The organism is Niallia sp. FSL W8-0177 (assembly GCF_038006285.1).
Lineage (GTDB): Bacteria > Bacillota > Bacilli > Bacillales > Cytobacillaceae > Niallia > Niallia circulans_A.
The window spans coordinates 1,581,282-1,595,716 of sequence record NZ_JBBOUX010000001.1 but is presented as its reverse complement, the minus strand read 5'-3'; the positions used below and the strand labels follow the sequence as shown (position 1 = coordinate 1,595,716).

Below are 14,435 nucleotides of genomic sequence, written 5' to 3'. Positions count from 1 at the left end.
AATGACAGATTAAAGCAGAATAACTTAATGAAGGATCAATCACCTAAATAGAGTCGATTTTCCTTTTGTTGTTGCAAAAAGAATAATCGACTCTATCATTTGAATTAGTGAATTCACTTATTGTGTCATTAAAATATTATGAAAATTTACATATAATTGGAGTGATCTTGTTGAAAAAAGTTTATATTATAAGACATTGCGAGGCTAAAGGCCAACCATCGGAAGCGCAACTTACTGATAAAGGTTTTAAACAAGCAATAGAAATATCTAAATTTTTTGCAAGAATTAAAATTGACCGTATTATTTCGAGTCCTTATAAGCGTGCTATTCAATCGATCCAGCCACTTGCAGCGCGATTAAATTTAGAAATAGAGATTAATAGAAAATTAATAGAACGTGTATTAAGCACAGAAAGTCTTTCTGACTGGTTGGATAAACTAAAAGCAACTTTTGAAGATTTCGAATTAACATTTGAAGGTGGAGAGTCAAGTCAGGAAGCGATGAAACGAATAGTAAAAATTATTGAAGACGTTTTTAATAATGAACATGAAAATACAATCATTGTTACACATGGGAATCTAATGTCATTACTTTTAAATTTTTATAATAAAAATTTCGGGTTTGATGATTGGCAAAATCTTAGTAATCCTGATATATACCTTTTAAAAAATGTGGGTAATAAAGTAATTTATGAACGGCTATGGAAACAATAATAGCTTTAAGTACAGGTAGATTATGAAGAGATCTACTTCTATTATCGTCTGCTTTCGTTTAGTCAAAAACAAAATCAAATGTAAGAAACTTGCTGCTGTCTAATTATTTATCGCCTTTATTTATTATTTCTAATCTTTGTGCATGTGTTGACCACTTTCTTCATCTCTTCTAGCTAAAAAACTAGCTGGATGACTACTCTACTCATCCAGCTAATTTTTCTGTATATCCTGTTAGTTAGTTGTACTTAAATTCTTTGTTAATTTTTTATAGTTTATAAACATGGCAATTCTCCAAGGAACAATCATACAGAAAGCAAGCATCCAAAACATGCCGCCTAATGGGCCAACATCGATGGAACTACTTAGAATATACTTTGCCACAATTCTGATTGCTAAGAGTCCAAATAATATATAGATAAATGCCTTTGAATTAATTAAATATATATCATTATCTTTTATTTCAAATTTTGTTGTTTTAATTAATAAAAATGAAAACAAGATTCCAGCAATAGCTGCTTGTAAAATTTCTTGTCCGCTAATACGAAAGTATGGAAAAATAAACATTAAAGCTCCAGTACTCATAAAAAAAGGCGGCAATATAATTTTCTTTGGTGAAACTGGCTTCTTAGCCGCTTTCATTCTCATAACCATAACGGAGACACCCATAAACACTGCAATACATGTTGAAATTATGACAGAAGTCATAGAAAAACCCCTTTACTAACCTTTTATCATTGCCTTAAGAATACTTTTAATCTTACCACTAAGATCAGCACACTGTCTATTTATATAAATAGACACAAAGAAAAGATAGGATATGATTATATCATATCCTATAAAAGCATCTACTATATTTGTTATTTTAAAACTCGATTTATTGCATCTAATACTCGCGTATCATCAAAAGGCTTTACGATAAAATCCTTCGCACCAGCTTCAATTGCTTCCACTACCATTTTTTGCTGGCCCATTGCTGAACACATAATAATTTTTGCTTGGGGAAATTCTTTCTTAATTTCTTTAACTGCGTCTAATCCGTTCATCTCTGGCATTGTAATATCCATTGTGACCAAATCTGGATCCAGTTCGCGATATAATCTTATTGCTTCCTTCCCGTTTTCCCCTTCTCCGATAACTTCATGATTCGATCTAGTTAAAATATTTGAGAGTGTTAGTCTCATAAACTTTGCGTCATCCACAATCAATATTCGCGCCATCTTACTTCCTCCTCAACAACCGAAAACACAATATCTAATAGGTAAATAAAATACTAATACTATTACTATTACTATTACTATTACTAATCCAATATAGCGAATCTTTATCATAATTTCAATGTATTTCGGCATCGAAGTTGACAAATCATGGTATAAAATTATGTAATTCATCCTATTTTAAATCTCTTGCCATTGTGCTTGTTAAATATTATAGCATGGAGTAATGATTAAAAACCTCGAAAATCACCAAAAATTGGTGAAATAACACGTGTTAACCATTTCATCCCATCTACATACAATAAAATTCCCATCACAATCATAAAGAATCCGCCAAATTTCGTCCACTGTACACTATACTTTTTAAGCTTGTTCCAATGAGAAATAAAAAAGGATAAAAAAATAAACGGAAGTGCAAATCCGATAATATATGCTCCTAAATATAGTAAGCTTGTTTCTGGATGCAGGCTTGCTAAAGATAGAACCGCTGCTAGAATCGGACCGTTGCAGGGAGTCCATCCTGCCGCAAAACTTAATCCAATCAAAATGGATCCCAGATAACCAGTTGGTCTGGTCTTAAAAGAAAACCGATATTCTTTCATTAACCATTGAGGCTTTATTAAGCCAATGATAGTTAGACCAAAAAATATGATGATAAGCGAACCAATCTTTCTTATTTCTTCTTGATAGACTTTAAAATATTCTCCTATCAAGGAAGAACCAAAACCAAGGGCAATAAAAATAATCGAAAATCCAAAAAGAAATAGAATTGTATGAATTAAACTAGCATTATTAAGTAGTTTCTCTTCTTTTAACTGTCCGCTAGACATTCCAGTTATATAGGATAAATAAGCAGGATATAATGGTAAACAGCATGGAGAAATAAAACTCAAAAAACCTGCCCCTAATGCAATAAAAAAATTTATATCTACCACTATCTATCTCTCCTTTCTCCATTTCTTATAACTATATGCTTGTACAGCCTATATATGTATCTTTGCGATATTTTTGCATTTACTTCCAAAAATAGATATAATTAAGTAAATTAATTTCCACTTTAACATTTATTAAATAACAGAATTTAGACGGAAAGGAAAATTAACCATGCTAAAAAAGCAATTGCTTACTCAAATTGAATTAAAGCGTACAGAGCTTATTGAAATTGCTATGAAACATGGTTTTTCATCTTCCTCAGCCATTATATGCAGTCAAGAATTAGATGTATTACTAAATAAATATAATGAAATAAATTTAAAAAATAAGTTTCCTGCTTTCCCAAAATCAAAAAAACAATGGAATATCTAAAAAGAGAAAAAGCAAAAAAACCGAAGTTCACTGCTAGATTAGCGAACTTCGGTTTAATTTTATCATTCTAAAGTTAAATCACCTTTCTATGTGAGTTCCACTTTATGCTCTACTGTCTCTTCAATAGAATCGGCAGCTCCATTTTGTAGTAGATACATTTTATAATACAATCCTTTTTGTTGCAGAAGTTGTTGATGGTTACCCTTTTCCACAATGTTTCCTTTGTGAAGCACTAAGATTAAATCTGCATCTTGAATGGTAGAAAGGCGATGAGCGATGGCGATGGTTGTTCTGCCTTTACGCATTTTCGATAATGCTAGTTGAATAGCTTCTTCCGTTTCTGTATCAATATTGGCTGTTGCTTCATCCAATATTAGTACTTTCGGATTTGTCAAAATGGTTCTCGCAAATGCAATAAGCTGGCGCTGTCCACTTGAAAAAGCAGAACCTCTTTCTACCACTTTATGATTATATTGATCTTCTAGCTTTTCAATGAATTGATTAGCTTGCACAAACTTAGCTGCTTCGATAACTTCTTTCTCCGTTACTTCCTTATTATATAAACGAATATTATCTGTTACTGTTCCATAAAATAGGAATGGATCTTGAAGTACTAACCCCATTTTTTCCCGAAGTTCTCTTTTACTGAAAGACTTTAATGATTTGCCGTCAATCAGAATTTCCCCTTTTCCAAAATCGTAAAACCGCATAAGTAGATTGACAATAGAACTTTTTCCACTTCCTGTATGTCCTACTAATGCAACAGTTTCCCCTTCATTAGCCGTAAATGAGATGTTTTTCAACACATCTTGTTTCCCATCATAAGAAAAAGTGACATCCTTGAATTCAATCACACCATTCTCAATTTTACTTTTGCTATCAGCAACTAAAGATGGCTCTATATCTTCTTCATCTAATACGGTAAATACGCGAAAGGCAGACACAATTGCTTGTTGATAAAGTGATAGGCGCATCATCATATTATTGACTGGCTCAAAAAAACGATCTAAATAACTTACAAAGGCATATAATACCCCAATTTCAATCGGATTGTTAAAAGAAGATATCCCAAAATAGCTTAAAACAAGAATAAGCCCAAGTACGTAAACAAGGTCAATGGCAGGTCTGAGGAGTAACCCTTCTAACTTGATATTACGCATTCCTGCTTGATAGTGCTTAGTATTAATATCATCGAACTCATTTTTCAATCTTCTTTCTTGTCTAAATACTTGGATTATGCTCATTCCTTGTAAAGATTCACTAAGTTTTGCATTTAATTGGCTTAATCGTTCTCTTATATCTTGGTAGAAGCTTGAGCTATATTTCCGATACGTATAAATAATAAATCCTAAGATTGGCAGTAAAATTAAACAAATTGCCCCAAGCTTAACATTCAAAACAAACATAGCAATGATAATACCAAAAATCATAAATCCGCTTTGAATAAAGGTTGCAAGGACACTGACAAACATATCTTTAATTGCTTCCGTATCATTTGTTACTCTCGAAACGATACTTCCAGCGGGTATTTTGTCAAAATAGCGGAGTCCAAGTGTATGAATCTTCGAAAATATATCAACCCGAAGCTGCTGAATAATATATAAAGCAATTTCTTGGAACTTATATAATTGAAAATACATAATTACTACGTTCATGATTTGAATGAAAATATAGGTAATTCCCAAAACAGTTAATGGCTGAACGGCTAAATTTCTTGGTGTTAAATAATCATCTATGAAGACTTTAATTAAATATGGTCCAGCTAATTCTCCCAATGTCGATAAAATTAAGAGACAGAATGCAATCATTACCGCTTTTTTATGTGGTTTTATATAACCTAGTAATCGAAATAATACTTTTCTTTGCTGTTCACTTGTGAGTTTAATAGTTTTATCCATTTGTATCCCCCATGCTTACCATTACTTCTAAAGCCTGGCGATGGTACATTTCTTTATACCAGCCGCTTTCCTTCACAAGCTGTTGATGGTTCCCACTTTGAATAATTGCCCCTTCATCTAGTACGATAATAAGGTCGGCATGTTCAATAGCGCTTAATCGATGGGAAGTGATAATCGTTGTTTTACCTTCCCTATTTTCCTTTAGAGCTGTCAGAATACTTTCTTCCGTTTTTGCATCGACTGCTGATAAAGAATCATCTAAGATAAGTATTTCCGGATTCATCAGGAGTGCTCTCGCGATTGAAATGCGTTGTTTCTGCCCCCCTGATAAAGATACTCCTCTTTCGCCAACTACTGTATTATAACCATCTGTGAATCCAAGAATATCATCATGAATATTTGCTAATACAGCGGCCTTATGAATTTCTTCCTCTGAAGTATTGGGATTAGTAAAAGCAATATTATCTCGGATGCTGGCAGAAAACAGAAAATGTTCCTGTGGTACATATCCAATGGATACTCTCAATGCATCTAAACCCATTTCCTTTATTTCTGTTCCATTAATCATAATTTTTCCATCATAATGGTCATATTCTCTAAATAACAATTTTAAAAGCGTCGTTTTTCCAGCTCCTGTTTTGCCGACAATCCCTAGAGTCTGCCCTCTTTTCAAACAAAAGTGAATATTTTTCAGAACATCAATTTTATGGTTATAAGAGAAAGATTTTAAATCATACACAATATCCCCCGCTGGCGGTGTTGTAATAGCTGCGGGCTTATTGATAATATCTACCTTAGTTTCCATTAATGCCGTAACACGGTCATATGAAGCTCTCCCTCTCTCCATAATATTAAAGAGCCATCCAAATGCCAGCATTGGCCAAATTAACAGTCCTAAATAAGTAGTAAAAGAAACGAGCTGTCCTAAACTAAGTTCTCCATTAATAACATACCGTGACCCAAATACAATTGCTAAAAAGAAAGAAATACTGACAATAATGGATATAGTAGGGTCATATAGAGCATCTACACGAGCTACTTTAATATTTTTATCAACTACATCAAGAGATGATCTGCGAAAGTCTTCAACATCTTCTCTTTCTTGGCCAAATGTTTTTAATACTTTCATTCCAGAAATACTTTCTTGCGTTTTATCATTTAACGATGAAAAAGCAGCCTGAGCTTGATGAAAGTACTTATGTATTAAAGAACCATAATAGCTTGTTAATATCGCCATTAATGGCATTGGCAATAAACAAATAAGGGTAAGCTTCCAGCTAATTGTTGTAGCCATTGCAATAATAACAAAGCCACCTGTTGCTAAAGAATCTACTAAAGTGAGCACCCCTTGCCCTGCTGTCTGTTGAATCGCCTGTATATCATTTGTTGCATGTGCCATTAAATCTCCAGTACGATTTCGCTGATAGAAGGACTGAGACATTTTTGTAAAATGACTATACAGCTGATTTCTCAATAATCTCCCTAACTTTACAGCGGACCCGAATATCAGTACTCGCCAATAATAACGAAGTACATACATTGCTAATGCCGAAACAACTAAAACGCCTGTCCACTGTAATAAATTGCTCCAATTTAATGTTTTTCCTTGAATATGATCAACGACTATACCAACTATTTTCGGAGGAATCAATTGAAGGATAGCAACTAAAATCAACAGAAAAACCCCTCCAAGATAAGCTTTCTTCTCCTGGATAAAATACCATTTTAAATTTAAAAAAACTTTCAACCCATACACACCTCTTATCTGTTGGCAACTAAATATGTAAAAATACCCTTCACTAGTTTAGCAAAATATTTAGGAACTGGAAAGAAATTTTATTATATTTTCAAAATATTTAATAGAGTGGAAATATTAGTTTTTCTTCCTATAATTAAAGAGGATTCCTAGAACGAATACTGTTCTTTTGCTTGAATGGCTGTTTGTCTTATTATTCTCCTCCTTCCTTTATAACCGAATGTACGTTCGTATACATCTTAAGTTTAATATTGTCATAAGTTATCTGTCAACTAAAACAGAAGTGTCGTTTGATTATTTTAAAACAAATGTAATTCTGACAAAAATAAAACCGAACAATGACAAAATTTTTGTGATTGTTCGGCTTTTTTAGTCACTAAAAAAATGTAATATCCAGCTGCTATAGAGCAAGGCTGTCTTCATAAAGTATCTTTCACATGATTGTCGAATCTATTGAACCTTTTGTCATATCTTGCGGTTTCCGGGGAAATGATGAGTTGATTTCCATTATGTCTTGTCGTCCTCTGCCTTGAAATTTTGTCTTCTTTTTATTGAAAATTATTATCAAAATACAAATAAACCACTTTTTTCATATTTAATCTGAAAAAAGTGGTTTAGAAATTCTGATGAGAATTACCATTTATTTATAAATAATGACAGAATCCTCTCTTATCAAAACAGAAAAATAGGTTTTACTGAATGCTTGTCCTATTATTTCCCTTGTTGTTTGTTCATTGCTGTCATCATTTGATTGATTTTCTTTTGAGAAGGTTTCATAAAAAATCAATTTTAATCGGTATAAATGTTAATTTATCAATGTTAATTTATCAAGGTTTTATTATCTATTCAATTCTACTAATCTATTATGAATAAATAAACCACGATTAATATAGCTTGTCCATAGATAAAGTAAAAAACCAACTAACTTTTATTTATTTTTCATTTTAACATGAAATAGACGGTATTATGATTTTGACAACACCGTCAGAGTATTATTCAATCTCAAACCAACAACAAAATTGTGGTCATTGTTAAAAACTACTTCCTATATCTTTCAATATAATCTCTCCTTTTAAGTAACCCCAATACAAAATTGAATCTGTATGATTTCTAATAGTTACTTTTATAATTATAAGTTGACATCTTCTTCCATTTGTTAGGTTTCCATATTAATATTTAAAACAGACTTTATCCTTAGTTTTTTTTACGTTATTTCATATAAAAATTAACTATATTTATAGAATTTGAAGAATAATTTGGTTCCTTAACTAAGATTCATCCTCTTTTTTAGTCCATTTTTTTATAATTCCATGATATACACTTAGGATAAAGTAGTATATACAAAGAATAATTGCTACTTCAGATGGAGTACTATGATAAGGTCTATCATCAAATATCCCATATAGTAAAAATACAGTAAAGAATATAACAGGATAAACGATAAAAGAATAAACAAAATTCTTTATAAACATTCTAACCTCCTCAGTCCTTTTATTTCAAATGTTGATATTTAGCTACACATTGCGTGTGATAATATACTAGAGTAACAGCCATTGATAGCGCATTATTTTTAACGCCCATTTTTAATAATCTTTTGGCTATCTTTTTATAATTTCCATCCTTAACATATTGAATCAAAGTTGTAATAGCTGCAATTGATAAAGTATCCCTATAATTATCCTTTATTTTCTTACGAATACAAGCATCAATTTTATCTCGCTTATTTTGACTTGGATACCAAGAAGGGGTTCTATTAATTGAAAACGTACTAATTAAATCTGAAGATTTTGTAACTTCTTCATTAGATATATCTAAACTCTCTTCCTTTAGTTGCTCAATATTTTCATCCATTCCAAATGTCTCATCATACTTTTCAAAATTAATATTCACAATATTTCCATCATCATCTAATTTTACTACTTCTTCAAATACAAATTCTAATTCTTTAGCTAGTTTGTTGATTTCTTCTTCACTAACTTCTATGTCTTCGTTTTCTTCAGCTAGTGTTACTTTTGGAGTAAGAACTGATAAAAATAAAGTGAAACACAAGAAAAATACACCGAATCTTTTTACTTTCATATACATATTCTTAAACCTCCTAAGTTAATATATTACTAGTATATAATAAATTAGGTTTTTTTTTGGTAATTCAAAACTTTTTTTTCAAAATTTTATAACATTTTTACTAACGCTGTATATATTTACTATTTTATATGTACGTTATTCTCCCATTATTACTTTTAGCTTGTATTTAGATGGTACATTTTGGGTGTTTTGTTAACGAATAGTTATGCGAATGGTAAAGTGTATTATTGGACTGTGTGTACAATATACTTTGTCCACACAAATATTTTTTTAGGAGTAAATCAATTGGTTAGGTAGAGACAAATTATACGAATTATTACGGTACATAGATTTGATAAATGATTGATGGCTGTCGAAAAAGATTTCTATGAGTAGTTATATAGTGATAATAAAAAGAAGAATTTATATGTATTTAAACTAAAAGGACTTGTAAGAGTCCTCAGCTTGTGGAGAAAGCCACTATATTTTCTTCCACAAGCTTTTTAATTTGGTTTATTATTTATTTTTTTCAATGCCTTCCATCATTTTTATGTAAAAAACAAGGATCGTCACAATTACCCTAGCTTGGCTAGGTGCATGGCGATCTTTTTCATATTCTGACACGCTGCGGTGAGTAACACTTGCTCACTCGCGTTGTGCAAGCCCCGTAACCGGCAATAGCGAAGCCCATGCAGTTCTTTTGAATCTGCGAAGCTTCGCTCGACTTTCTCTTTTCTAAGTTTATAAAGCATTTTTCCGGAAAGGGAGAGTCTGTTTAGGCGTACCTTCTCCTTGAAGTCTTCCCACACATGGCGTGTTATGACCTTTTGTTTGTTCTTTGACCTTGTGCACTCCTTCAGGAGTGGGCATTCCGAACATTTTTTAGCATCCGACTTATATTCTCTATATCCTTCTCTTGTTGTAGTGCGATAAACTAACTCCTGGCCATTCGGACAAACATAGACATCCTTTTCTTTGTCATAAGTAAACTTCCACTTTGGGAAAAGTCCTTTTGTGGGCTGAAATCTTCGGTGGGCAATGACGCCAAAAATACTTCTGTCGTGAAGACCTTTACAAATGGGATTCGTTAAATAACCTGAGTCTATTGCTACAGCTTCCACTTTAAATCTAAATCGTTCAATCTGGCGATCCAATCTAGAAAGGTAAGGGACAGAGTCATGGACATTTCCAGGAGTAACATAGGCATCAGTTATAATATTAAACTTCATATCCGTTGTTCGGTGGTCAAGGTAACAGAACATTTCCTGCTTGTTATCCCTGGACATAAAGCCACAATCCGGATCGGTTGTACTTTTTCGGATTTCTTTTGTCTCTATCACCTCCTCTCTATCTTTTAGAGCTTTTTTCCGTGGTTTGATCGGTCTTCATCAATAGCTTTATTGAGTTCATCTATGTATTCACGAGTCTCCATTTCTACTTCTTCACGAGTGAACTTGTGCTTATTGTCATTTGCTTTAAGGTGAGTGGAGTCAGTAAATAAAACTCTTCCACCGACCATTTTATGATTGATAGCTTGAAGGACAATTTCATCAAAGATTTCTTGAAAGATGTTTGTATCCTTAAAACGAGTTCGTCGGTTCCAACTGATGGTTGAATGATCCGGAACGGGGTCATGGAGCTTTAAGCCAAGAAACCATCGGTATGCCACGTTCATCTGGACTTCGCGTTCTAATTGTCGCTCTGAGCGGATGCCATAAAAATAACCAATGAACATCATCTTAAATAGCATAATTGGATCCGAAGGACGCCCATTTTTCTCTGAATAGAAGGGACGGACTTTCTCCCCAATAAAAGAAAAATCAATGTACTTATCAACCTTTCTTAAAAGATGATCCTCCGGGACCAAGTCCTCAATAAAAACAAATTCAGCTTCATTTTGTGATTCTTTTTTCGGTTTGAACATACCATCCACCATCCTAGTAATATTGTAAGCCATCTTTCTGTTTCTTTCGTAAATAAGCCTTTAAGTCAAATGTAGTCACACTCTCTAAATCTGTTATTCCTCTGTTAACTTTTAAATACTCGAACAATTGCTTACACTCTTGATTTTTATTTTTAATGGTGGCTCGAGTAAATCCCTTGGACTTGCAGTGATACATATACTCATTCAAAACATCTTCCAAAAACAAAATAAAACCACCTCTCTGCTGAAGTTTTCATACAGATTAGTGGTTTCGAATAGATAATAAGAAAAATCAACCACTTCCATTCAAATTGATAGATGAAAAATTCACTCTACAACCTTGGAATCAGAAAAAAGTGGTTTAGAAATTCTGATGAGAATTACCATTTATTTATAAATAATGACAGAATCCTCTCTTATCAAAACAGAAAAATAGGTTTTACTGAATGCTTGTCCTATTATTTCCCTTGTTGTTTGTTCATTGCTGTCATCATTTGATTGATTTTCTTTTGAGAAGGTTTCATTCCCATTTGCATCATCATCATTTTTAACATTTGTTCATTAATTGGTGGGTTTTTCTTTAAGTAGTTCATCATGTATTTACGCGCAATAAAAAATCCGATAACGATACCGGCGATTAGTGCTACGACAATACTTAACCATGCGTACCAAGGCATATCTTTTTTCCTCCTTCATGTTGTCTATACTTTAGTGTACTAGACCAGATAATATTATACAATATCTGTTACAGAATTTCTCCATTTTAGACAAAATTTCTTTCCTTAATTGGTTTTAACCAGCCAAATCGGCCATTTTCCACATCAATTGCTAAGAAAGAAGGTTCGTATTTCCTTATAATTTCAAAGAAAATGGATTCCGCATCATAGTAACCCTTTGCTTCTATAAATAAAGAATCATCTTTTATCGTTAATGTTGCACTGCTTAAATTTCCGTTTTCAATATAAAAAGTACCATCTTTATATCGGAAGCTCTTGTTTCTTTGTAAAGCGGAGTATAGTTGATTTTCGATCATCCATCTAGAAATAGGAAGCGTAATAAAATCCACTTGTTTTTGCAGGATCTCCTTTAATGGTCCATCGTCTGTTTTAGTATGGTCCGAAAATAAATTGTAAAACAAACGTTCTCTACCATTATAGTGAATAGCGATTTTTTCTTTAATTAAATACAATTGATATCTTCTCATACTGAATCTTCACCAACCTGTCCACTTCTTTTCCTTCTATTATAAAGAAGGATATCTCCAAGATGTGTCTCAAGGTGTTAAAAAAACAGACTTATTTTGTCGAACGAAGAAAATAGGATGGAATGGAAAATGCGATCCCCCCCATTGGTTGGTGAAGAATTCTTTTCCAGCCATCCTTGATGAGTTAACTTTCTAGTAATGATTTTAACCGTTTGACCACATTGGACACTGTAAATCCATATTCCTCTAATACTTTATTTCCTGGCGCAGATGCTCCAAAAGTTTCAATTGAAAGAACATCTCCTTCATCTCCAACATATTTATGCCAGCCGAGAGAACTTCCCATTTCGATTGCTAATCTCTTCTTTACGTTTTTTGGAATAACGGTTTCTTTATACTCTTTTGTTTGCTGTTCAAAACGGTCCCATGCTGGTAAACTGACAACTGAAACATTGATTCCGTCTTTTTCTAATTCTTTTTGTGCATCAACTGCTAAGCCGACTTCTGAACCTGCTGCTATTAATAATGCATCAGGGGTTTCCGTTTTAGAAGGAGATATAATATATCCACCTTTCGATACACCTTCATATGCATTATCTTTTGTCCCTTTAATAGTCGGTAAATTTTGTCTAGTTAAGACTAAAGCAGTTGGCTTATTTGTAGACTCAAGTGCAATTTTCCAAGCAGCAGCTGTTTCGTTACCATCCGCTGGACGAATGACAGAAAGATTAGGCATTGCTCTTAATGAAGCTAATTGCTCAACTGGTTCATGAGTTGGTCCGTCTTCACCTACCGCAATACTATCATGGGTGAAAACATACGTAACAGGTAATCCCATCAAAGCAGCGAGACGGATCGCAGGTCTTAAATAATCAGAGAATACAAAGAAAGTACCCCCAAATATTTTTAATCCTCCATGAAGAGCAATTCCATTCAAAGCTGCACCCATTGCAAATTCTCTAACGCCAAACCATATATTTCTTCCATCAGGCGTTTCAGGAGTAAAATCCTTTCCTCCTTTAATCATTGTATTATTACTTCCTGCTAAATCGGCAGATCCTCCAACTAAAAATGGCAGCTCGCTTGAAATGCTATTAATAACTTCCCCTGAAGAGGCACGACTTGCTAGACTGCTGCCTTCCTCATATACAGGTATTTGATGATCCCAACCTTGTGGTAATGTATCTGCTAGAGCAGTTTTTAATTGCTGAGCTAGTTCCGGAAATTCCTTTTCGTAATTTGCAAAAAGTTCCTTCCATTCCTGTTCTCTTTTCTCACCATTCATAAAGACTTTTTCTTTAAAATGATTATAAACTTCTTCTGGAACATAAAAATCTTCATCAAACGTCCAATTATAAGCTTCCTTCGTTAATTTTAATTCATCTGCACCAAGTGGCGCTCCATGAACTAATGATTTTCCAGCTTTATTTGGTGCGCCAAAACCAATAATCGTTTTCACTTCAATTAATGTAGGCTTTGATTGATCTTTCTTTGCTTCTTCTATTGCTTTTGCAATTTGATCTGTATCATTGCCATCATCGACACGGATATATTGCCATCCATATGCTTTAAATCGCTGTTCTACACTTTCGGAAAACGATTTATCCAAATCACCATCTAAAGAAATATCGTTGGAATCATATAGCACAACTAATTTCCCTAACTGTAAATGTCCAGCTAGAGAAGCCGCTTCTGCAGATACTCCTTCCATTAAGTCCCCATCGCCACAAATACTGTATGTAAAGTGATCGACAATTGGATAATTATTTTTATTATATACACCTGCCAAATGTTTTTCTGCAAGTGCCATACCAACCGCCATCGCAATTCCTTGTCCTAAGGGTCCAGTTGTAGCATCCACTCCTGCGGTATGTCCATACTCTGGATGTCCTGGTGTTTTGCTTCCCCACTGTCTAAACCCCTTTAAATCATCAAGGGATAGATCATAGCCTGATAAATGTAATAAGCTATATAGTAAAGCAGAGCCATGTCCTGCAGATAAAACAAAGCGGTCTCGATTAAACCACTCTGGATTTTTAGGGTTATGATTCATATAAGATGTCCATAACGTATAAGCCATCGGTGCAGCACCCATCGGCATTCCTGGATGGCCTGATTTAGCTTTTTCGATTGTGTCAATAGAAAGTGTTCTAATTGAAGCAATAGATAAATGATCTAATTTTGTATTCAATGTTCAACATCCTCTCATTTCCTTGATTTTAGTAGCCAATATGATTCTTTTTCTATATATGTACACTAGAAAGAAGCACCACTATATAATTTCGACATTTATTTTGTATTTTACCCATAATTTCCTTTAGAAAACATAAAAAACCTTAACATATAAATGTTAAGGT

General features: G+C 33.3%; 14 protein-coding genes. 2 read left to right on the top strand and 12 right to left on the bottom strand.

The window, feature by feature from the left end; all coding sequences use genetic code 11:
• Positions 1-161 precede the first annotated feature (161 nt).
• Positions 162-713: a histidine phosphatase family protein gene (locus NST77_RS07810; RefSeq protein ID WP_341123735.1), complete on the top strand. Its 552-nt coding sequence runs from the start codon at positions 162-164 to the stop codon at positions 711-713.
• Positions 714-944: 231 nt separating this feature from the next.
• Here the strand turns inward: NST77_RS07810 and NST77_RS07805 are convergent, their stop codons facing one another.
• From NST77_RS07805 to NST77_RS07795, 3 genes are all read right to left on the bottom strand, one after another.
• Complete coding sequence (locus NST77_RS07805; protein ID WP_163188562.1) at positions 945-1,418, bottom strand: CcdC family protein; 474 nt, start codon at positions 1,416-1,418, stop codon at positions 945-947.
• 152 nt (positions 1,419-1,570) lie between these two features.
• Positions 1,571-1,930 carry a response regulator gene (locus tag NST77_RS07800; protein WP_095328506.1) on the bottom strand — a complete coding sequence of 120 codons (360 nt, stop codon included), beginning with the start codon at positions 1,928-1,930 and terminating at the stop codon, positions 1,571-1,573.
• A 227-nt stretch (positions 1,931-2,157) separates the two neighbouring features.
• A complete protein-coding gene (locus tag NST77_RS07795; protein WP_341122872.1) occupies positions 2,158-2,862 on the bottom strand; it encodes a cytochrome c biogenesis CcdA family protein in 705 nt (234 codons plus the stop codon).
• A 169-nt stretch (positions 2,863-3,031) separates the two neighbouring features.
• Between NST77_RS07795 and NST77_RS07790 the strand changes: the two genes are divergently transcribed.
• Positions 3,032-3,232 (top strand): aspartyl-phosphate phosphatase Spo0E family protein, encoded by a 201-nt coding sequence (locus NST77_RS07790; RefSeq protein ID WP_095328504.1) that lies wholly within the window; start codon positions 3,032-3,034, stop codon positions 3,230-3,232.
• A gap of 86 nt (positions 3,233-3,318) precedes the next feature.
• Here NST77_RS07790 and NST77_RS07785 read toward each other — a convergent pair whose 3' ends face one another.
• The 9 genes from NST77_RS07785 to tkt form a co-directional block, all read right to left on the bottom strand.
• On the bottom strand, positions 3,319-5,130 hold the full coding sequence (locus tag NST77_RS07785) for an ABC transporter ATP-binding protein (RefSeq protein ID WP_163188560.1): 1,812 nt from the start codon (positions 5,128-5,130) through the stop codon (positions 3,319-3,321).
• Positions 5,123-6,877, bottom strand: coding sequence for an ABC transporter ATP-binding protein (locus tag NST77_RS07780; RefSeq protein ID WP_249878574.1), 1,755 nt, complete (start codon positions 6,875-6,877; stop codon positions 5,123-5,125). The genes NST77_RS07785 and NST77_RS07780 overlap by 8 nt, the downstream gene beginning before the upstream one ends.
• Positions 6,878-7,526: 649 nt before the next feature.
• Complete coding sequence (locus tag NST77_RS07775; protein WP_341122871.1) at positions 7,527-7,673, bottom strand: hypothetical protein; 147 nt, start codon at positions 7,671-7,673, stop codon at positions 7,527-7,529.
• A 481-nt stretch (positions 7,674-8,154) separates the two neighbouring features.
• A complete protein-coding gene (locus tag NST77_RS07770; protein WP_163188556.1) occupies positions 8,155-8,358 on the bottom strand; it encodes a hypothetical protein in 204 nt (67 codons plus the stop codon).
• Positions 8,359-8,377: 19 nt separating this feature from the next.
• The gene (locus tag NST77_RS07765) at positions 8,378-8,971 is read right to left on the bottom strand and encodes a hypothetical protein (RefSeq protein ID WP_095328499.1); all 594 of its coding nucleotides are present in this window, start codon (positions 8,969-8,971) and stop codon (positions 8,378-8,380) included.
• Between the two features lie 554 nt (positions 8,972-9,525).
• Positions 9,526-10,874 (bottom strand): IS1182 family transposase gene (locus tag NST77_RS07760; protein ID WP_095328501.1). Its coding sequence is split into 2 segments (ribosomal slippage): positions 9,526-10,310 and positions 10,310-10,874, totalling 1,350 coding nucleotides; the frame shifts between segments, so codons are not numbered across the junction.
• Between the two features lie 458 nt (positions 10,875-11,332).
• Positions 11,333-11,551: a YneF family protein gene (locus tag NST77_RS07755; protein WP_016205025.1), complete on the bottom strand. Its 219-nt coding sequence runs from the start codon at positions 11,549-11,551 to the stop codon at positions 11,333-11,335.
• An 86-nt stretch (positions 11,552-11,637) separates the two neighbouring features.
• Positions 11,638-12,078, bottom strand: coding sequence for a sporulation inhibitor of replication protein SirA (gene sirA / locus NST77_RS07750; protein WP_095328497.1), 441 nt, complete (start codon positions 12,076-12,078; stop codon positions 11,638-11,640).
• A gap of 184 nt (positions 12,079-12,262) precedes the next feature.
• A complete protein-coding gene (tkt, locus tag NST77_RS07745; RefSeq protein WP_095328496.1) occupies positions 12,263-14,269 on the bottom strand; it encodes a transketolase in 2,007 nt (668 codons plus the stop codon).
• Positions 14,270-14,435 lie beyond the last annotated feature (166 nt).